This window comes from Butyricicoccus faecihominis (assembly GCF_024462775.1).
Classification (GTDB): domain Bacteria; phylum Bacillota; class Clostridia; order Oscillospirales; family Butyricicoccaceae; genus Agathobaculum; species Agathobaculum faecihominis_A.
Genome location: NZ_JANGCE010000002.1, coordinates 1 through 19117 on the forward strand (window position 1 = coordinate 1; position 19117 = coordinate 19117).

Below are 19117 nucleotides of genomic sequence, written 5' to 3' on the forward strand. Positions count from 1 at the left end.
GGCGGGCCTATCATGGCCCGCCGCCTGCCGCGGTCGGTCGTTATCTGATTTCCTGCTCAAGGGAGTTCATGGCCGGCGTGTCAAAAAACTCGCCCAGCGTGATGTCGAGCCCATCGCAGATCTTTTTGATCGTCACGACGCCCGGGTTGTCGCTTCTGCCATACAGTACGTTTTTGACCGTGGAAGGCGGCACAGCGGACAATTCCGCCAGCCGGTTGATCGAGATGTGCCGCTCCTTGCACAATTCTACGATTCTGGCAGCTACGGTGTCTCTGGTATTCATGTCTTTATCCTCCTGCTCTTCCTTTTATAATTTTACTGAAAAGGGAGATCAAAAGTAGGCTATATATAATCTAGCGTATTATGTTGGCATGACTTGCATTGGACGTGTCGTAAAATGAAATTTCCTGTTCCTCTCCTTGCATTGCCCGAACAGAGCGGCTATACTGTAGTTATCACGATATTTTTAAACAAAACCGAGGAGGTCACTGTCATGAACGAATTGATGCAGCTTATCCAATCGCGCCGTTCCACGCGCGCTTTCCAGCCCGAACTGCCCCCCAAGGAACAGGTGATGCAGCTGGTGGAGGCGGCGGAATGGGCGCCTTCCGGCATGGGCAAATATCTTTGGCATTTCACCGTGGTCTACAGTGCGGAAAAATCGCTTCGTTTGGCGCGCGCGGTAGCCGAAGCGGATAACCGCGGGCCGGATTATAATTTTTACGGCGCGCCGGTCAACATCATCATTTCGTACAAGCGGGATGAAAACCACGCCTTTGTCGACGGCGCCGCCGCCATGGAAAACTTGCTGCTGATGGCGACCGCGCTCGGCCTTGGCTCGTGCTGGATCAACCAGCTTCGCGTCACCTGCGATACCCCCGCCGTGCGTGCGCTGCTCACCGAATACGGCGTGCCGGCGGATCATATCGTCATCTGTTCCGCCGCGATCGGCTACATCGCAAAGGAGACCCCGGCAAAGCCCCGCAAGGAAGGTACCGTTACGTTCACCGAGTAAAAAGGAGGCGTCCCTCATGGAGGCACAGATAAAGCAGCTCAAGGAATGGATCGATCAGAGCGACAATATCGTTTTTTTCGGCGGCGCCGGCGTTTCAACGGAGAGCGGCATCCCGGATTTCCGCTCCGTAGACGGTCTTTATAATCAGCAGTACAAATACCCGCCCGAAACCATTTTGTCCCGCACGTTTTTTGACGCGAATCCGGAGGAGTTCTACCGCTTTTACCGAAATAAAATGCTGGCGCTGGACGCGGCGCCAAACGCCGCGCATTTAAAGCTGGCCGAATGGGAAAAGGCGGGCAAGCTTCGCGCCATCGTCACCCAAAACATAGACGGCCTGCACCAGAAGGCCGGATCCAAGGAAGTGCTGGAGCTGCACGGCTCGGTCCTGCGCAACTATTGCATGCGCTGCCGCAGGCCGTACGATGCGCGCGACATCGCCGCCGGCAAGGGCGTGCCGAAATGTGCATGCGGCGGCATGATCAAGCCCGATGTCGTTCTGTATGAGGAAAGCTTGGATTCCTATACGATGAACAAAAGCGTGGAATATATCCGCCGCGCGGACATACTGATCATTGGCGGCACCTCGCTCGCGGTATACCCCGCCGCCGGACTGATCAATTACTACGGCGGGACCAAGCTGGTGCTCATCAATAAAACGCCGACGCCCGCCGACCGACGCGCCGATCTGGTGATCCACGGGCCGATCGGCGAAATCTTCTCGCAGCTGTGACCATCAGGGAAGTGCAGTGCGCCGCCGCGTGCCGCCGTTTAAAGCGAGACTTTCCCTACCGGTGGGATCTGAACCCTTATCGCGGCTGCGCGCACCGCTGCCAGTACTGCTTCGCGGTGTATTCGCACAAATATTTGGAATCCGCCTCGTTTTACGATGAGATCTTCGTCAAGACCAACATCGTACAAAGGCTGGAATACCAGCTTTCCCGGCCCGACTGGCCGCGCGAGGTGGTCAACATCGGCGGCATCACGGACAGTTACCAGCCCGCCGAAGCAAAATACCGGCTGATGCCGGATATCCTTCGCTTACTGATCCGCTACCGCACGCCCTGCATCATCTCCACCAAGTCCGATCTCATCCTGCGCGATTTTGATCTGATCGACGAGCTTTCGCGAAAATCCTTCGTCATCATCGCTTCAACCATCACCACGGTGGACGAGGACCTGCGCCGCGTGCTGGAGCCGGGCGGCGCGTCCTCGGCGCGCCGTTTTGAAATGCTCCGCGCGTTTTCGCGAACAAAGGCCTGCACCGGCCTGCATATCATGCCCATCATCCCCTACCTTACCGATGGACGCGATAACCTCGAAGGGCTGGCCGCCGCCGGCAAAGCAGCCGGCGTGCAGTATGTGCAGGCGGCCATCCTGTACCTGCGCGGCGGCACGCGACAGGTGTTTTTCGATTTTATCCGCCGCGAACGGCCCGCGCTTGCCGAAAAGCTGCGCCTGCTGTACGCCCCCGGCGCCGACCGAAAAGCGTACAAGGATAGTCTGTATCAAATGTTTTCCGCCGTCAAGAAAAAACATGGACTGACGGACGACTATGCCGCGATCATGCGCGACCGGCTGCCGCGTGAAAGCGAGCAGCTTTCGCTTTTTTAGCGCGGTATGATTTTTCTTCCTCCCGGCCATACTAAGGGCACAGAAACGTAGAAGGAGGAAGAAAAATGATCGCAGATAAGATCGCGCTGATCCTCGCCATTATCGGCGGGCTGAACTGGGGGAGCATCGGCCTGTTCGGCTTTGACTTGGTAGCCGCCCTGTTCGGCGGCCCCGCCACCATCATGAGCCGCATCATCTACGGCTTGGTCGGTCTGGCCGCCGTTTGGTGCATTTCCCTGCTCTTCCGAGAAGACCGAGCGGAGCACCGCCACGCCTCCTAAAAGGCAAAGAAAAGAGCGTATCCGTCCTTTTTTCGGATACGCTCTTTTTTATTGGGATATGGCTTTAATCCGCCAGCGCCTGCTTGAGATCGGCTAGAATATCGCGGATATTTTCAATGCCAATGGACAGACGGACCGTGCCGGGGCGGATTCCCTGCTCGGCCAGCTCGGCTTCGGTCAACTGGCCGTGGGTCGTGGTCGCCGGGTGAATGACAAGGCTTTTCGCGTCCGCCACATTGGCGAGCAGCGAAAACAGCTGCAGCCGGTCGATGAACGCCTGCGCTTCCTTTGCGCCGCCCTTGATATCAAAGGTAAATATCGATCCCGCGCCATGGGGGAAATACCGCTCATACAGCGCGCGGTACGGGCTGTCCGGCAACGAAGGATGATTGACGCGCGCAACCTTCGGATGATCCTTTAAAAATTCGACCACCGAGATCGCGTTCTCCACATGGCGCTCTACGCGGAGCGAAAGCGTTTCCAGCCCTTGCAGAAGCAGAAAGGCGTTGAACGGCGAGATTACCGCGCCCGTATCGCGCAACAGGATGGCGCGCAGATAAGTGACAAACGCCGCCGGACCGGCCGCGTCCGCAAACACCATGCCGTGGTAGCTCGGATTGGGCTCGCTGAGTGCGGGGAATTTGCCGGAGGCCTTCCAATCGAACGCGCCGCCCTCTACGATCACGCCGCCAAGCGAAGTGCCGTGCCCGCCGATGAATTTCGTCGCCGAGTGGATGACGATATCCGCGCCGTGCTCGATCGGGCGAAGCAGATAAGGCGTTGCAAAGGTCGAATCGACCACAAACGGCACGCCATGCGCGTGTGCGACCGCCGCGACAGAATCCAGATCAACCAGATTGGAATTTGGGTTGCCCAGTGTTTCGCAGAATAAAAGCTTGGTATTCGGCCGGATCGCGGCGGCAAAATTCTTTGGTTCGTCCGGGTCGACAAAAGTAGTCTCGATGCCGTAAGCGGGCAGCGTTTGCGCCAGTAGGTTGTAGGTGCCGCCGTAAATCGTCTTCGCGGCGACGATATGCCCGCCGCCCGCGGCCAGACCCTGCAAGGCATACGCGACGGCCGCCGCACCGGAAGCGACCGCGAGCGCCGCCGCGCCGCCTTCCAGCGCAGCCATGCGCTTTTCAAACACGTCCTGTGTTGAATTATTCAGGCGGCCGTAAATATTGCCCGCGTCCGAAAGGTCGAACCGCGCCGCCGCGTGCGCGCAGTCGCGGAATACATAGGAAGTGGTTTGATAGATCGGCACCGCGCGCGCATCGCTCGCGGGGTCGGGGCTCTCCTGCCCGATATGCAGCTGCTTGGTCTCAAACGCCCAGTTCTCGGTGTTCTGTATCTTTTCCATGATGATAAATCTCCTTTTTACTCGTTTTGCTTTCGTTTCCCTTGTAAAAAGCAGCTTCACATTCGCCCAAACCGAAAATTGGCGCGCAGCAGCTCTTCAAATAGATAATTCATGGCCGCGCCTCAATTCATATTATTTAAATAGGATTTATGGGAATTATACCGTACCTTGCCTTCCCTGTCAAGTTCTTTTCAAAAGAAAAGAAAAGAAAAAAGGGGGCTGTAAAAAAACTGTTGCAAAATAGAAGAGTACCCAAATGTCATTCTGAACGAAGTGAAGAATCTCGCGCGAACGCGCGTTCCCAGCGTAACTTCCGCGCGTTGGCACGAGATTCTTCGTCGCTTCGCTCCTCAGAATGACAAAATTGGTAGCATTCTTCGCTTTGCAACAGTTTTCTATTCATTTGTGAAAATTTATTCTACAGACCCTTTTTTCGCACTCAATTCAGGCTGTCCAACAGCTCGGTCAGGCTTGGGTTATAGCCGTTTTGGATGTAAAAATGGGCAAAGGCGTTGGCAAACGCCACACGGTCGCCGTCCTCCATGCCCATGACCGCGGCAAAGCACGAGGCGGCGTTAAAATTATCGCCCGCGCCGGTCGATATCTTCGGTTCTTCCACAAAATCCGTCGCAAGCCGGGTCACACCGCGCGCGGTCAGCAGCAGGCTGTCGCGCAGGGTGTGAACGAGCACCTCGTCAATCCCATACTTGCCGCGCAGCGCGTTTGCGATATCCTCGATCTCCCCCGCGCTGTTCAGCACAGCGGCGGATACGGTAAGCGCTTCGTTTTCGTTCAGGCTTAAAACGGCGGTGCGTTTTTCGGCAAAGCCGCCGATCAGGCGCAGCACCGCGTCGATCTGCTCCGCCGTTTTGCGGGACACGTCGCACAAGTCGAAAAACGCAAACCGCGTCTTATCCGTAGAATCAAGCGCTTTTAGCGCGTGCCGCCATAGATTGTGCGAAAAGGATAGTTCGCTCCAGTTGACCAGCGCGATCAGATCGGCCCCTTCGAAAAGCGCGGGCGCGCGGCCGTCCGTCGCGTCCAGCACGGTTTGCCAAGGGTCGCCCGGCAGCGTGCAATCTGCCGCGAGCATGACCTTGCCGTCCTGAAACTCCATGCAGGTGGATTGCCCCGAGGGGGCGAACGGGTAAAGCGTGCACGGCATGCGGCGGAACGGCTCTTCCACCGCCCCGTCGCCCAGCATGCCGATGCAGCTCACATCCAGCCCCAGACCGCCCGCGCCGCGCGACAAAAACGGCAGGTTGCCGCCGAGCTGGCGCGCCTCCACTTTCAATTCGACCGAGCAGCTCTTTTCCGCCTTGCCGACCAAAAACTCGCCGAACTGTCGGATGGTATCGAACGGCTGCGCGGGCGTATCCGCCGTAGCGGCCTGCCGAAGCGGGCGCACGATCAGATCCGTAAACCCGTCAAACCCAACGGTAAGCTTTTTCCGCGCGATCTCGGCCCGCCGTTCCAGCAGGCCGTCAAAGCGGCTCACAGCCGGGCAGCGGCCGCTTCATCCACCACAACGTAGCAGTTCGGGTGGTTTTGCAGCACGCTGGCGGGCACACGGTTGGTCACCTCGCCGCGCACCGCTTTTTCGATGATCTCCGCCTTGTGCGCGCCGTTCGCGATTAGAATAACCTTTTTTGCCGCCATGATCTGGGCGATGCCCTGCGAGATGCCGTATTCCGGGTGGAACTTCTCGCCGAAATACTTGGTCATGACCCGCTTGGTCGTATCGGACAGCGGAATGATATGGGCGTTCAGTCCAAAATCAACGCCATCCTCGTTAAAGCCCAGATGCCCGTTCATACCGATGCCGAGCACCGATACGTCCAGCGGACCATAGGAGACGATATAAGCGTCGAGAGCCCGGCGCTCGGCTTCGATATCTTCCGCCTTGCCGTTGATGATATGCAGATCGAGAAACGGCTTTTGGAGACGGCTCAAAAACTCCGCGCGGTTGAACAGGCCGCAGGAGCCCTCGTCCTCATTCGACAGCCCCACCCACTCGTCCAGCGAAACATAGCGCGCCCGCGCGATATCGACCTCGCCCGCGTTGACCAGATCGGCGAAGGCGTGCACCATGCCGCGCGGCGTATCGCCGCCCGGAAAGCTGATAAGCGCCTGCGGGTTCTCGCGCACGCTGTCCGCGGCGAGCGCGGCGGCGCGCGCGCTCATTTCCTCGTAATCCTTGCAAACAATAATTTTCACCGAATATTCCTCCTCAGTCGATGATATGGATATCGCGCAGGTAATTCAGATTGCGTTTGGCCGAAGCGAAAGCCTGCGCCGTCGTGGCGCGCGGCATGTCGGATTCGACCACCGCGATGCCTGAAAAACCGATATCGTCCATCGCCTTCTTCACTTCTTTAAAATCGATGATGCCGTCCGGCAGGTCGCACATCACGTTAATATCGAACGCGGTATCCGAATCGATATGCTCCTCCATAACCTTTTTGTACACCGCGCCGTCCACCTGTTTGAAGTGCAGGTAGGCGATACGGCTGACAAAGCGGCGCATAAAATTGGGCGCCGACGGATCGCCGGGCTGGCCGTTACCGTTGTCATAGGCGTGGTGGCCCGTATCAAAGCAGAGGTTCAGGCCGGTATAGTCCATCAGGCGGACGATCTCCTCCTCGTACTCGATCATGGTCTTGATATGCGGATGATAGACCACCTCGATGCCGAACTCGTTTTTGGTATACTCGCCCATGTCGCGGATCTTGCCCAAAAACGCGTTCCACACGGCGGCGTCCATATCCTTCTTCTTCTCGCTGTACAGGCCCACGTCGGATTCGTCCATCGTCACCAGATACTTGGCGCCCAGCGCGTTCAGGCGCTTGCACAGCGCTTCGACGCGCGGGCGGAAATCGGCAAAGGACGCGCCCTGATCAAATTGATAACAGGCCGTGCCCGCGCATACCGCAAGGCCGCGCTTTTGCAGCTCTTCCCGCAGCTTTGCTTCATCGGTCGGCAGATAGCCGTCCGGGCCCAGCTCCAAAGCCTTATAGCCCGCCTCGGCCGCCTGATCGAGAAACACCTCATACGGCGTGCCCGAGGGCGTGCCGTCGGCGTACCAAACGCCCCAAGAGCAGGGCGCGGTCGCGATCTTTACATGACTCATATCCGTTTCTCCTTATCCCTTCTGCTCTTTCATCACGCGGATGATCTCGCGGAACAGCACGAGATCCGCCACGGCGTCCTCCAGATTGGTCTTGGGCTGCTTGCCGGTCTCGATGCATTCGGCCAAAAGCTTGAGTTCGGTGTGGAACGCATCGTGGAAGTCGGGGCCGTAGGTGGTAGTCTTGGTATCGGCGTCGTTCGATTCGGTCACCTGCACCGCCGCCGGCTGATAGCGCAGATAGGGCGTTTCGTACTTGACCAGCACCTTGCGCGTCTTCTGGAACACCTCAATCGCGGCGTCAAACTGTACGATGTTCTGGTTGTTGACCAGCTCGTATGTACCGAGGAAACCGTCCTCGAACTCCATCACGATAACGACCTGCTCTCCGTTCGCGGCGGTCGTGACCGAATGGATCTTCTTCGGCACGCCGAACAGCTCGCGCACGGCGGCGAAGGAGTGGCAGCCAAGGCCGGTCATCATCTGATAGGTGGTGCGCATCTCGTCGGTCGCGTCCGCGCCGATCGCGCGGTCCAGATGCTGGCGGCGGCGCGCGCCGCCCTCTTTTATGACCTCAGCGGGCACATCGCTCGGATAGAAGATCGGTCTCGTCTGACCGATAAAGAACGGCGCTTCAAGGATGATGTCGCGGAAGCGCAAATATTCGGTCTTCATGGGCTTTTCGGTCAAGATCTCCTTGGCCTTTAGGTACGGCCCCGCATAGCGGCGCATGTATCCCACCATGACGATCTGATCCGGGTACTGCTTCTTCAGTTCGATCAGCTCGTTCAGCTCGTCCAGACACAGCGTGACCGGCTTTTCCACAAACACGTGCTTGCCCGCCTTTAACGCGCGCGCGGCGTATTCGCCGTGGTACTGGTCGGGCGACAGAATGAGCACCGCGTCGATATCCGCTTTTTCGATCAGCTCGATCGCGTCCAGATAAGTATCCTTGATGTGGTATTTCTTCGCGATAAAATTAACCAGCGAGGGCGCGACGTCGGAAACCGCCGTCACCTCATATTGCTCGCACATATCCTGTAGGATCGGCAGGTGCATGCACTGGGAAACCTCGCCCAGACCGATAACGCCAATTTTAATCATGTTTCATTTCCTCCATTGTTGTTTTTACGAACGATCAGCCGCTTGATATCCGACCACGCGGCAAAGCTCATGACAAAGCTCGAAAGGCCAAACGGGATGAACAGCACGAGCGGCAGCGAAAGCGGAAACAGCCACAGGCTCAGGCCGAGCAGCACCGCGCCCACCGCGAGCGCGGGCAGGCTGTGCTGCAAGCAGGCGAGCGGCAGGATCAGCGCGTTTTTTACCATTGCCCGCGTGGGAAGCTCCATGGAAGAAGCCATTGGCCAAAGGTAGCCGAAGAACAATCCGCCGAACACCGCGCCCATCAGCACAGCGCCGAGCAGCAGCGGACTCTGCCGCACAGCGGGCGCGCCGCATACCAGCAGCAGCACGCCGATGCAAAACAGCTCCGCAAGGCCGAATCCGAGATTTCTCCCAAAATCCTGTTTAAACTGCTGTCGGAAATCAGCCCATACGTCGTTCGGCTTATCGCGCACCATGTTCATCGTGCAGCGGCTGAGCGCGCACCGCGCGGCGCCCAAGGTAAAGAGCGGCAGCGCGCATGCCAGAAACAGCAGGTTTAGCTTCAGCACCTGCCAAAACTCGCGCCCGAGGATTTCAAAGAACAGGGCGAGACCCTCCTTGGGCTTCGCGTCCTTTTCAATGCCGGGTCCTTCCTTTAAGTAGCTTGGTCGGAACAGCGTCATGGCGTCTCCCCTCTTTCGCTGCGCGTGATCAGTTGCTGATCACCCGCTCGGTTTCTTTATCAAACAGGTGCATTTTGTTGCGGTCCACCGCAAGGCGCACGGTGTCGCCCGCACGGGCCTGCACGCGGCTGGGCGCGCGCACGGTGAGCGGCACGCCGGCGGTATCGCCGTACAGATAGATCTCCGCGCCCATCAGCTCGGCCAGATCAACGTGCAGCTCGATCACGCTCTCCCTCGAAGCGTCAAGGAAGGCGGGCTCGGTGTGCAGGTCCTCGGGCCGTACGCCTAGCACGACCGGCTTGCCTTCGTAGGCGGTCAGATCGGCGCGGTCGGCCATGCCCTCGTGCAGCGGGATGGAATAGGGACCGAAATCGACATAATAGGCCCCGTCTTTCTTCGTCAGCGTCGCATCGATAAAGTTCATCTGCGGCGAACCGATGAAGCCCGCGACAAAAAGATTGCAGGGACTGTCGTACAGGTTCTGCGGCGTATCGACCTGCTGGATCACGCCGTCCTTCATCACGACGATGCGGTCGCCCATGGTCATGGCTTCGGTCTGATCATGGGTCACGTAGACAAACGTGGTCTCAAGCCGCTTGTGCAGCTTGGTTATCTCGGTGCGCATCTGGGTGCGCAGCTTCGCGTCCAGATTGGAAAGCGGCTCGTCGAGCAGGAAAACCGCGGGATCGCGCACCATGGCGCGGCCCAATGCGACGCGCTGCCGCTGGCCGCCCGAAAGCGCCTTGGGCTTGCGGTTGAGCAAATGCTCGATGTCGAGGATTTTGGCGGCCTCGTGCACTTTTTTGTCGATCACTTCCTTGCTCTCTTTGCGGAGCGAAAGCGCGAACGCCATGTTTTTATACACCGTCATATGCGGATACAGCGCGTAGTTTTGGAATACCATCGCGATATCGCGATCCTTGGGCGCTACGTCGTTCACCACGCGGTCGCCGATCGAAAGCTCGCCGCCCGTGATTTCCTCCAGCCCCGCGATCATGCGCAGCGTCGTCGATTTGCCGCAGCCCGACGGGCCGACGAGAATGATAAATTCCTTATCCTTGATCTCGAGATTCAGATTTTCAATGACCTTTACGTCACCGGGGTAGGTCTTATCGATATTTTTGAGCGTTATACTTGCCATCTTGCTTCTCCCTTTCTCATTCCTTCACGGAGCCGGCGGTCAGGCTGGATACGACCTGCTCCTGGAACACCGCGAACACGATTATGGACGGGATGACCGCGATCGTGACCGCGGCGAACATCGCCGTGTAGTTAAAGCTGAACTGCGCGGTGAAGTAGCTCAGCGACAGGGGCAGCGTGCGCGCGGACTGGCCGCTGGTCAGCACCAAGGCGAACGTAAATTCGTTCCATGAATTGAGGAAAGCCAGAACGGCCGCCGAGGTAAGGCCGCCCTTTGCGCACGGCATCATGATCTGGAAGAAGGTGCGCACAAAGCCCGCGCCGTCCACATAGGCGGCTTCCTCCAGCGCCTTGGGGATCGATAGGAACGTGCCGCGCAGAATGAGCAGACTCATCGGCAGATTGAGCGCGGTGTACACCAGTATCAGCCCCGCCTTGGTATCGTACAGGCCCAGCGTCTGCACGACGCTGTACACCGGATGCAGCAGCGCCGTCATCGGGATGACCATCGCGAGCGACAGGACGAAATACAGCACGTCCCTGCCCTTGAAACGGCAGCGCGCGAACACGTAAGCCGCCATTGCGAGGAACAGCACGTTCAAAGCGGTCGCCGCGACCGTGATGATCACGCTGTGTCCAAAGTAGCTGAGAATCGGCGAGATCGTCAGCGCGTCCTTATAGCCGACAAAGCTGAAGCTTTTGGGCAGCGCCACGCCGTTTGACAATATTTCGGCGTTTGTCTTGAATGAGGACATGATGACCCACACGATCGGGAACAGTGCGACGAACACGCACAGGGTGAGGAAAATGTATTTAAGCACGCACAAAACGCGCTCTTTTGTATTCATTTGAGCAAATTTCACGTTTTGCCGCCTCCTTAATAATCCTCTTCGTTGACTTTGAGCGCCTTATTGATGACCGTCATCGCGACGATGCCGATCACAACGATGAACACGCCGATCGTGTTGGCGTAGCCATAGTTGTTTTCGCCCTTATACACGCCGTAGAGCAAAAGCGGCAGGTTGGTCGTCGCCTTGCCCGGGCCGCCGTTGGTCGTAATGTAGATCAGATCGAACATTTGCAGCATATAGGTCGCCGCCATGACCATGGTGGTGCCGATGATCTTTTTCAGCAGCGGCAGCACGACGAACACATCGGTCTGGAAGGGCGTCGCGCCGTCCACGCGGGCGGCCTCTAAAACAGATTCGTCAATGGAAAGCGCCTGCGCGAGTACCAGCGTGGTCGTGTAGCCCGCGAACAGCACCCAGATCAGCGTGACCGAGGGGAACGCCGTGGAGGAATCCATCAACCAGTTGTGCGTCAGGCTTTCCAGCCCGACCGCCTTGAGCACCGAATTGATCACGCCGAACTGCGGGTTGAAAATGTTCAGGAAGATCATGCCGATCGCGGCGTTCGAGATAATATTCGGCACCATGTACGCGGTACGGACAAATTTCCAGCCGCGCGGCTTTTTATAAAGGATCAGCGCGATAAACGTGCCCAGCGCCACGTGCACGATGCACTGTATGCCGATCCACACGACCGTATTGGTCAGCGCTTGGAAGAAATCCGGGTCGTGGAACAGGCGGATGTAGTTATCAAAGCCAATAAACGTCATACCCTGACCGGTCAGCCGGTAGTCGAACATCGAGGTGGCGAACACCATGATGAGCGGCACCGCATAGATCAGCAGGAACAGCACGACGGCGGGCAGCAGGAAGACGGGAATCCACCCTTTTTTAATTTTCACGTGCGTTTCATTCCTTTCCTGTCAGCAAAAGGGACCCGGCGGAGCATTTCCGCGGGGCCCCTTTGCCGTACCTTTTTCGGGGGTGAAGGTTTGTCTTACTGATTCTTCGCGGCTGCGTCGGTCAGCGCCTGACAGAAGCCGGCGGGATCGAGGTCGGTCGAATACAGGCGCGGCAGCTCTTGGCTGACTACGTCCAGCAGGTTGGAGAACATCGTCGCCTGCATGTTGTCGGTACGTACGATCGCGTCAGCGGCCTGACCCAGGAATTCAACCAGCAGCGGGTATTTGCTTTCGGCTTCCGCGGATACCTCTACGGTAGAGGAAGCGGGTACCATGCCCTGCATTTCAAGACCGAGCTGCTGTGCATGGGCGGAGGTGAAGAACTTGACCATCGCGATCGCGGCTTCCTCCACCTTGGGATCGTCCTGCTTGGTGACAAAGTAGCCTTGGATCGGCGCGTCGTATACGAAGCTGTCCGGATAGATGGCGGAGCCGACCTTTTCGGCAAAGTCCGCGGTGGTCTTGGTGGTATCGGAGAAATCGCCGATCATCCAAGGGCCGTTCGCGATCATCGCGGCCTGACCGGAGAGGAAGTTGTTGGCCGCATGCTCATACTTGCCGCCGATCGCGTCAAGCGTGGTATAGTCCTTGAGCATCTTCTGCACCTTGCCCACAGCGTCTTCCATGGCGGGGAAATTGTAATCGGTCGGGTTCATGGTCTGCATGAACTTCAGGCCTTCGTCGCCCGAGGTAGCGACCATGGCGCCCCACCAAAGCTGCGTGACCCAAGCGGAATCCGCGGTGTCGAGCGCGAGCGGCGTAATGCCTGCGGCCTTGAGCGTGTCGCACTGCTGGAAGAACTCGTCCCAAGTCTTGGCGGGCTCCTTGATGCCGGCCTGCTCGAACAGTTCCTTGTTATAGAAGTAGCCTACGACCGAGCCTTCGACAGACGAAGCGTAGATTTTACCGTCGCGGCTGTTGGTGTTGAGCGCCGCCTCCGAATAAAGCGCCTTCCACTCGGGGTCGGCGTTGACCGCATCGGTCAGGTCGACGACCAGATCCTTGGCCAGCGCCAGATCGAGCAGGTTGTAGCCCGCGCCGTAAACCACCGGCGGCAGGTCGCCCGTGCCGAGCTGTACCTTGATCTTATCGACATAGTTTGCATCGCCCGGCACTTCTTCCAGCTTGATCTGGTACTTGCCGGCATATTCCGCGTTGAATTCCTCTACCAGCTTGGCCACCACGGTCGCCGCCGTGTTCACGCCGCACTGGAACGTCGGGTAATTGATGGTGACCACGCCGTCGCCACCGGCGGCGTTCGGTTCCGCCTCGCCCTGTTTGCCGTCCCCACCGCAGCCGGTGAGCAGGGTCGCCATGATTGCCGCTGCCGAAATGAGCGCTAGCATTCTCTTCTTCATGAATGGGTTCCTCCTTTTTCTCTGGAGCGTCTTTTCATCCGCTCCCCCTTTGATGGATTTATTATATCGTTTAGCCGCGCACCATACAATTCATGCTGCGGCGCAAAACTGGGATTATTCCGCTCTGTTCCCTGCCCGCCTGCGCACCGGCCGCGCCGGTATTTTTAAAAACAGACTTTTCTTGCACTGTTCCTAGTAAAATCTTGTCCCATCTGACCGGACGCGCGCCCTTGGCTATTCCCTTGGGCACGCAACTATGGTATAATAGCCGCAAAACGGCTATTATACTTTGATTAAATTAATTATACCACCAGCGGCGCATAAGTGTATTTTAACACTTCGAAAATGCTTGCCGCTGTGGTATAATGGCCGCGAACGGCCATTATACCACTTATTAAATGACTATACCACCAGCGGCACATTAGTAAGAGCTGACCGCTATGTTTTCGCCCGCCGCTGAGGTACAGTAGGAGCCGCCACTACCGAAGGGAGACCGCCGCATGAAAGCGAAGAGAAAGAAACTGCCGCTTACGCTGATCGCCGTCGTACTGTGCTGCGCGCTCGTCGTGGTTCCGGTTTTATGCTCTATCATTTATTTTACCACATCGGTCTCCACGCGTCTGGAAAATACCGCGCGGGAAACCGTTACCTTCTACCTCGATCAGTTTGCCGACCACAGCAGCTCTATTCTTGACACGCTGCGCAACAGCATTTATTATCTGATGAGCGACGACCGCACGCAAAGCATCATGCGCCGCGAGGATATGCCCGATCAGCTGGAACGGCTCGCCGTGGAAGAGGGGCTCAGCCGCGCGTTTTTTCTCGGCAATCAGCTCGATCCCAGCGTGGTCACCGGCATCTATTTAGTCAAAAACGGGCGTCAGTACCTGTCGCTGCTGCGCAGCGGCATTTTTCTGGGCACGGCCAACCGTATTTTGAACGTGTATGAGCAATGCGGCACGGAAAACTCCGCGCGCGACCTGTACACCCTGCCCGACCAGCCGGACTATTGCTATTTTATCGTCGACTTTCTCGATCTGGAAACCATGGTCCCGCTTGGCAAGGTGATTATCGAACTGAACGCGGCGCACTTGGTCGATACCTCTTATATCGATTCGATCTATCAGCAGGCCGCGGTGCTGCTCCGCTCGACGGACGGCCGCGTGCTTGCCGCGCCGGACAGCGAGGCGTTCTCTACCGCCGCGACGGACGCGGGCGAAGGTTATCTCGACGTCGAGGGCAAATCCTACTACCACGCCAGCCGCGTGCTCTCCCCCAGCCGCGTGCAAGTCGATATTTTTGTGCCCAAGAGCGAAATTTTTGAAACGACCAATGAGACGGTCAAGGTATACGTTTTCTTTACCGCCGTTGTGCTGGTCATCACACTGCTGCTCGGCGCGGGCGTGCTGTATCTGGTCTATAAGCCCGTGCGGCAGATGCTGCAAAAGATCGACCGCCTTGCGACCGGCGACCTGACCGCCCGCATGGAGGACACGCCCTACCGCGAAACCGAACGCATGGCGGAGACCTTTAACGACATGGCCGACCGTCTGGAAGAGCTGTTCGACGAGGTATACGAAAAGGGTCTTTTGCTGCGGGACGCGGAATTCAACCTATTGGAATCCCAAATCCGTCCCCACTTCATCTTTAATGTACTGGAACTGATCAACATGCGGTGTCTGGCCGCGGGCGAACCCGGTATCTGCCACACGGTATCCAACCTCGCCCAGCTGATGCGCGCCAACATCACGCACAAAAACAAACAGACCATCTCGCTGCAAGAGGAACTGCGCTACGTGCGCTATTATCTGGAATTGCAAAAGGAGCGTTTTGAGGACAAGCTGAACTACTCGATCGATCTGGAGGATCCCGACATGCTCGGCTATTACCTGCCCAAGCTGACCATTCAGCCGCTGGTCGAAAACAGCATTGTGCACGGGCTGGAAAACAAGCGGGGCGGCGGCACCGTGCGCGTCAGCATCTGGGAGGAGACCGAAGCGATGTGCATCCGCGTGTCGGACGACGGCATCGGTTTCGACCCGTCGCTCGTCAACCTCGATATATCCGAAAGCGCCGATGAAAGCACACGCCACAACCACGTGGCGCTCGGCAACATCAACCGCCGTATCCAACTGCTTTACGGGCGGCAATACGGCATGCAGGTGACCTCTTCCCCCGGCCGCGGAACCGATATCCTGCTCACGCTGCCGGTAGACCGCGGCCCCTCACCCGAAGAAAGGAGCGCCCCTGATGCTGAAAGTGATGATTGTTGACAATGAAGCCGCGATCCGCAAAGGACTGATCCACTGCATCCGCTGGGAATCGCTCGATTGCACGATCGCCGCGCAGGCGGAGGACGGCATCGACGCGATCGAACAGATCGCCCATATCGAGCCCGATATCGTCATCAGCGATATCCGCATGCCCGGCATGGACGGTTTAGAGCTGGCGCGGCGGCTCAGCGAAGAATACCCACGCATTCAGGTCATCATCCTGACCGGTTTTCCCGATTTTGAATACGCGCAGCGGGCGATCGAATACCGCGTGGTGGATTTTGTCTTAAAGCCGACCTCGGTCGAAAGCCTGACACAGGCGATCGAAAAGGCCAAGGCCCGCATTCTTCAGGAGCGATCCAGTCAAGAGCTTGAGAGGGCGCTCGCGAACCAATCCGAACAGACGCTGCGTTTGGAGCGCGGCATGCTGCTGCACGATCTGATCCATCGGGTCGATCTGTCCCATCTGTTCGCGCTGAACCGCATGGCGCAGCTCGGTCTCGATCTGACCAGCTACTATGTTCTGCGGCTGGATATCGCCCCCCTCGCCCCGGAGAAGGATGAATCCGATTTTCTCTCCTACCTGCGGCAATCGCAGGAGGTGCTGACCGAGTGTTTGGAAGAATACCCCGTCCACTTTGTGCCGCGCGGCGATCAAATGTGCTACGCGGTCGTATGCGCGCCGGAATCCGCCACGCTGGAAGCGCTCTGCGTCGAAACCGTCGATATCATCGGCAGTCTGCCCCGCTTTTCCCTGTCCATCGGCGTCAGCCTGCACTGCTGCGATCCCCTGATGATGGCGGACGCCGCCGAACAGGCCGAGCAAGCCGTCCAGTTCGCGCAGTACTCGCCGGAACGGCCTGTCATGTGTTTTGAGGATATGCCCGCCATCCCGCAGCAGGTGACGGAACGCACCTTTTCCGATTTGCGGCTGCTCAAGTCGGCGATTGAGAACAGGCAGCGCACGGTCGCGCTCGATATCCTGCGCCGCCTGTTCGCCTACATGCGCGAAAACAAACTGCCCGTGGAAACGGTGCGCAACATTTGTGTTTACATCCATCAGTTCTGTATCAGTCTGCTTTTTTTGCCAGATACCGAGGGCTACCTTTCGGAAAGCAGCCTGCCCGCGCTGAAAAAGCTGATCGATGGCGGCTCCCCTGAAGCGCTTGAACAAAATATGCTGTCCTTCGTTCAGCAAATGCTCGATCTGACCGGCGGCGACACCGCGGACGCGGACGGACTGATCCGTTCGGTCAAGGCTTATATCGCGCAGCACTACGCCGAGGAGCTTTCCCTCGAAAGTCTGGCGGGTCAAGTGTATCTCAGCCCCAGCTACTTAAGCAAGCTTTTTAAGCGCGAGGTCGGCGAAAATTTGAGCACCTATGTGCAGAATGTACGCATTGAAGAAGCGAAAACGCTGCTGCTCACGACCGGACTGAAAACCTATGAAGTCGCGGAGCGCGTTGGCATTCCCGATCCGGTGTATTTTTCACGTATTTTCAAAAAGCTGACCGGCGTCAAGCCGAAGGATTTTCGGCAAGCGGAAAGCGAAAAGTCGTCCTCCACGGATCACGCCCCGTGAATGCTGACCGGAGCCGCGGCAACCGCAAAAAAAGCGCCTTTCCCTCATAAACGGGAAAGGCGCTTTTTTTGCTTCTTAATATGCCAGTTTCTTGGCGAGGTAATGGGTCAGGTCGTCGATTTTAACGCGCTCCTGCTCCATGCTGTCGCGGTCGCGCACGGTCACGCAGTTATCCTCAGCGGTCTCAAAATCGACCGTGACGCAGTACGGCGTGCCGATCTCGTCCTCGCGGCGGTAACGCTTGCCGATCGATCCGGCGTCGTCAAAGTCGACGTTCCACTTCTGGGCCAGCTTTTCCCAGACAGGCTGGGCCTGCTCGGACAGCTTCTTGGAAAGCGGCAGTACGGCGGCCTTAAACGGTGCGAGCGCCGGATGCAGGCGCAGCACGGTGCGGATATCGTCCTTGCCGTTCTTATCCTGACCGACGACCTCCTCGTCGTACGCTTCGCACAGGAACGCGAGAGCGACGCGGTCGGCGCCGAGCGAAGGCTCGATCACGTACGGGATATACTTCTCGTTCGCTTCCTGATCGAAGTATTCCATGGATACGCCCGAGGTGTTCTGGTGCTGGGTCAGGTCAAAGTCGGTACGGTCCGCAATACCCCACAGCTCGCCCCAGCCGAACGGGAACATAAACTCGATATCGGTGGTGGCGTTGGAGTAGTGGGAAAGCTCCTCCGGGTCGTGATCGCGCAGGCGCAGGTTCTCATCCTTCATGCCCAGCGAGAGCAGCCAGTTGTGGCAGTAATCCTTCCAGTACTTAAACCATTCAAGGTCGGTACCGGGCTTGCAGAAAAACTCCAGCTCCATCTGCTCGAACTCGCGGGTACGGAACGTGAAGTTGCCGGGGGTGATCTCGTTGCGGAAAGACTTGCCCACCTGACCTACGCCGAACGGAATCTTTCTGCGCGTGGTGCGCTGAATGTTCTGGAAGTTGACGAAAATGCCCTGCGCGGTCTCCGGGCGCAGGTAGATTTCGTTCTTGGCGTTTTCGGTAACGCCCTGAAAGGTTTTAAACATCAGGTTGAACTGACGGATATCGGTAAAGTTATGGCCGCCGCAGTTCGGGCACGCGATCTGGTGCTCGTTGATGTAGTCGAGCATCTTTTGGTTGGACCAGCCGGCCGGGTTTTCGCCGGTCGTATCTTCAATCAGTTGATCGGCGCGGTGGCGGGTCTTGCAGTCCTTGCAATCCATCAGCGGATCGGAAAAGCCGCCCACGTGACCCGAAGCGACCCAAGCAGTCGGGTTCATCAGGATAGCCGCGTCCAAACCGACGTTATACGGCGATTCCTGCACGAACTTCTTTCGCCATGCGGCCTTGACGTTGTTTTTAAATTCCACGCCAAGGGGGCCGTAGTCCCAAGTGTTTGCGAGGCCGCCGTAAATCTCGCTGCCCGCGTACACAAAACCGCGACCCTTGCAAAGTGCGACGATCTTTTCCATGGTCTTTTCGCTGTTATTCATTATCATTCTCCTTTTGGCGCATCTGGCTGATACGCGCTTTTTTCGTCAAACTGAAAAAAATGCTTGACATAGACCTATTCTACCGATATAATTATTACTTGTCAAGGGACTACGGCAGACTTCCCCAAAAACTCCTTTGATTCACTTGAATATGGGCCTGTAGCTCAGTTGGGAGAGCGTTCGGTTCGCATCCGAGAGGTCGAGAGTTCGAATCTCTTCAGGTCCACCAAAAACAGACTTGCTTCGGCAAGTCTGTTTTTTTATTACCTTTAAAAGGTGCAAATCTGCTTTGATTTGCAC

Annotated in this window: 18 protein-coding genes and 1 tRNA gene; 7 read left to right on the forward strand and 12 right to left on the reverse strand. The window is 57.5% G+C overall.

The features are described 5' to 3' along the window. Positions 1 to 40: 40 nt before the first annotated feature. Positions 41 to 283, reverse strand: a complete 243-nt coding sequence (locus NE562_RS01655) for a helix-turn-helix domain-containing protein (protein WP_280960653.1) — start codon at positions 281 to 283, stop codon at positions 41 to 43. A gap of 210 nt (positions 284 to 493) precedes the next feature. Between NE562_RS01655 and NE562_RS01660 the strand changes: the two genes are divergently transcribed. The 4 genes from NE562_RS01660 (at position 494) to NE562_RS01675 (ending at position 2910) form a co-directional block, all read left to right on the forward strand. Beyond that, entirely contained in the window at positions 494 to 1015 is a 522-nt protein-coding gene (locus NE562_RS01660) for a nitroreductase family protein (RefSeq protein WP_280960654.1), read from the forward strand. Between the two features lie 16 nt (positions 1016 to 1031). Then, the gene (locus tag NE562_RS01665) at positions 1032 to 1748 is read left to right on the forward strand and encodes an NAD-dependent protein deacylase (RefSeq protein ID WP_280960655.1); all 717 of its coding nucleotides are present in this window, start codon (positions 1032 to 1034) and stop codon (positions 1746 to 1748) included. Further along, entirely contained in the window at positions 1745 to 2629 is an 885-nt protein-coding gene (locus NE562_RS01670; RefSeq protein WP_280960656.1) for an SPL family radical SAM protein, read from the forward strand. Before NE562_RS01665 ends, NE562_RS01670 begins: the two co-directional genes overlap by 4 nt. A gap of 65 nt (positions 2630 to 2694) precedes the next feature. Next, the gene (locus NE562_RS01675) at positions 2695 to 2910 is read left to right on the forward strand and encodes a DUF378 domain-containing protein (protein WP_280960657.1); all 216 of its coding nucleotides are present in this window, start codon (positions 2695 to 2697) and stop codon (positions 2908 to 2910) included. Between the two features lie 64 nt (positions 2911 to 2974). Here the strand turns inward: NE562_RS01675 and NE562_RS01680 are convergent, their stop codons facing one another. From NE562_RS01680 to NE562_RS01725, 10 genes are all read right to left on the reverse strand, one after another. Continuing rightward, positions 2975 to 4270, reverse strand: coding sequence for an O-acetylhomoserine aminocarboxypropyltransferase/cysteine synthase family protein (locus NE562_RS01680; RefSeq protein ID WP_280960658.1), 1296 nt, complete (start codon positions 4268 to 4270; stop codon positions 2975 to 2977). A gap of 439 nt (positions 4271 to 4709) precedes the next feature. Further along, complete coding sequence (locus NE562_RS01685) at positions 4710 to 5768, reverse strand: PfkB family carbohydrate kinase (RefSeq protein ID WP_280960659.1); 1059 nt, start codon at positions 5766 to 5768, stop codon at positions 4710 to 4712. Further along, positions 5765 to 6487, reverse strand: a complete 723-nt coding sequence (locus NE562_RS01690) for a glucosamine-6-phosphate deaminase (RefSeq protein WP_280960660.1) — start codon at positions 6485 to 6487, stop codon at positions 5765 to 5767. Before NE562_RS01690 ends, NE562_RS01685 begins: the two co-directional genes overlap by 4 nt. 13 nt (positions 6488 to 6500) lie before the next feature. Continuing rightward, positions 6501 to 7400, reverse strand: coding sequence for a sugar phosphate isomerase/epimerase family protein (locus NE562_RS01695; protein WP_280960661.1), 900 nt, complete (start codon positions 7398 to 7400; stop codon positions 6501 to 6503). Between the two features lie 12 nt (positions 7401 to 7412). Next, positions 7413 to 8501 carry a Gfo/Idh/MocA family protein gene (locus NE562_RS01700; protein WP_280960662.1) on the reverse strand — a complete coding sequence of 363 codons (1089 nt, stop codon included), beginning with the start codon at positions 8499 to 8501 and terminating at the stop codon, positions 7413 to 7415. Then, complete coding sequence (locus NE562_RS01705; protein WP_280960663.1) at positions 8498 to 9187, reverse strand: YesL family protein; 690 nt, start codon at positions 9185 to 9187, stop codon at positions 8498 to 8500. Before NE562_RS01705 ends, NE562_RS01700 begins: the two co-directional genes overlap by 4 nt. 28 nt (positions 9188 to 9215) lie before the next feature. Beyond that, entirely contained in the window at positions 9216 to 10328 is a 1113-nt protein-coding gene (locus tag NE562_RS01710; RefSeq protein WP_280960664.1) for an ABC transporter ATP-binding protein, read from the reverse strand. A gap of 16 nt (positions 10329 to 10344) precedes the next feature. Then, on the reverse strand, positions 10345 to 11148 hold the full coding sequence (locus NE562_RS01715; protein ID WP_280960665.1) for a carbohydrate ABC transporter permease: 804 nt from the start codon (positions 11146 to 11148) through the stop codon (positions 10345 to 10347). A 56-nt stretch (positions 11149 to 11204) separates the two neighbouring features. Then, positions 11205 to 12077: a carbohydrate ABC transporter permease gene (locus tag NE562_RS01720; RefSeq protein WP_280960666.1), complete on the reverse strand. Its 873-nt coding sequence runs from the start codon at positions 12075 to 12077 to the stop codon at positions 11205 to 11207. A gap of 95 nt (positions 12078 to 12172) precedes the next feature. Then, positions 12173 to 13495, reverse strand: a complete 1323-nt coding sequence (locus tag NE562_RS01725) for an ABC transporter substrate-binding protein (protein ID WP_280960667.1) — start codon at positions 13493 to 13495, stop codon at positions 12173 to 12175. A 500-nt stretch (positions 13496 to 13995) separates the two neighbouring features. Here NE562_RS01725 and NE562_RS01730 point away from each other — a divergent pair, with 500 nt between their 5' ends. Both NE562_RS01730 and NE562_RS01735 read left to right on the forward strand, forming a co-directional pair. Next, positions 13996 to 15768, forward strand: coding sequence for a sensor histidine kinase (locus tag NE562_RS01730; RefSeq protein ID WP_280960668.1), 1773 nt, complete (start codon positions 13996 to 13998; stop codon positions 15766 to 15768). Continuing rightward, complete coding sequence (locus NE562_RS01735; RefSeq protein ID WP_280960669.1) at positions 15746 to 17350, forward strand: response regulator; 1605 nt, start codon at positions 15746 to 15748, stop codon at positions 17348 to 17350. The genes NE562_RS01730 and NE562_RS01735 overlap by 23 nt, the downstream gene beginning before the upstream one ends. A 75-nt stretch (positions 17351 to 17425) precedes the next feature. On the opposite strand, the gene NE562_RS01740 is transcribed toward NE562_RS01735, so the two are convergent. Then, the gene (locus NE562_RS01740) at positions 17426 to 18817 is read right to left on the reverse strand and encodes a glycine--tRNA ligase (protein WP_280960670.1); all 1392 of its coding nucleotides are present in this window, start codon (positions 18815 to 18817) and stop codon (positions 17426 to 17428) included. Positions 18818 to 18970: 153 nt separating this feature from the next. On the opposite strand from NE562_RS01740, the gene NE562_RS01745 reads away from it, so the two are divergent. Beyond that, a tRNA-Ala gene (locus NE562_RS01745) sits at positions 18971 to 19046 on the forward strand. The last annotated feature ends 71 nt before the right edge of the window (positions 19047 to 19117 follow it).

Bases quoted from the DNA above. Each gene is read 5' to 3' on its own strand.
- NE562_RS01695 (WP_280960661.1), bottom strand. From the start codon at position 7,400: ATGAGTCATGTAAAGATCGCGACCGCGCCCTGCTCTTGGGGCGTTTGG.
- NE562_RS01665 (WP_280960655.1), top strand. From the start codon at position 1,032: ATGGAGGCACAGATAAAGCAGCTCAAGGAATGGATCGATCAGAGCGAC.
- NE562_RS01740 (WP_280960670.1), bottom strand. From the start codon at position 18,817: ATGAATAACAGCGAAAAGACCATGGAAAAGATCGTCGCACTTTGCAAG.
- NE562_RS01700 (WP_280960662.1), bottom strand. From the start codon at position 8,501: ATGATTAAAATTGGCGTTATCGGTCTGGGCGAGGTTTCCCAGTGCATG.
- NE562_RS01655 (WP_280960653.1), bottom strand. From the start codon at position 283: ATGAATACCAGAGACACCGTAGCTGCCAGAATCGTAGAATTGTGCAAG.
- NE562_RS01660 (WP_280960654.1), top strand. From the start codon at position 494: ATGAACGAATTGATGCAGCTTATCCAATCGCGCCGTTCCACGCGCGCT.
- NE562_RS01735 (WP_280960669.1), top strand. From the start codon at position 15,746: ATGCTGAAAGTGATGATTGTTGACAATGAAGCCGCGATCCGCAAAGGA.
- NE562_RS01710 (WP_280960664.1), bottom strand. From the start codon at position 10,328: ATGGCAAGTATAACGCTCAAAAATATCGATAAGACCTACCCCGGTGAC.
- NE562_RS01675 (WP_280960657.1), top strand. From the start codon at position 2,695: ATGATCGCAGATAAGATCGCGCTGATCCTCGCCATTATCGGCGGGCTG.
- NE562_RS01730 (WP_280960668.1), top strand. From the start codon at position 13,996: ATGAAAGCGAAGAGAAAGAAACTGCCGCTTACGCTGATCGCCGTCGTA.
- NE562_RS01725 (WP_280960667.1), bottom strand. From the start codon at position 13,495: ATGAAGAAGAGAATGCTAGCGCTCATTTCGGCAGCGGCAATCATGGCG.
- NE562_RS01705 (WP_280960663.1), bottom strand. From the start codon at position 9,187: ATGACGCTGTTCCGACCAAGCTACTTAAAGGAAGGACCCGGCATTGAA.
- NE562_RS01680 (WP_280960658.1), bottom strand. From the start codon at position 4,270: ATGGAAAAGATACAGAACACCGAGAACTGGGCGTTTGAGACCAAGCAG.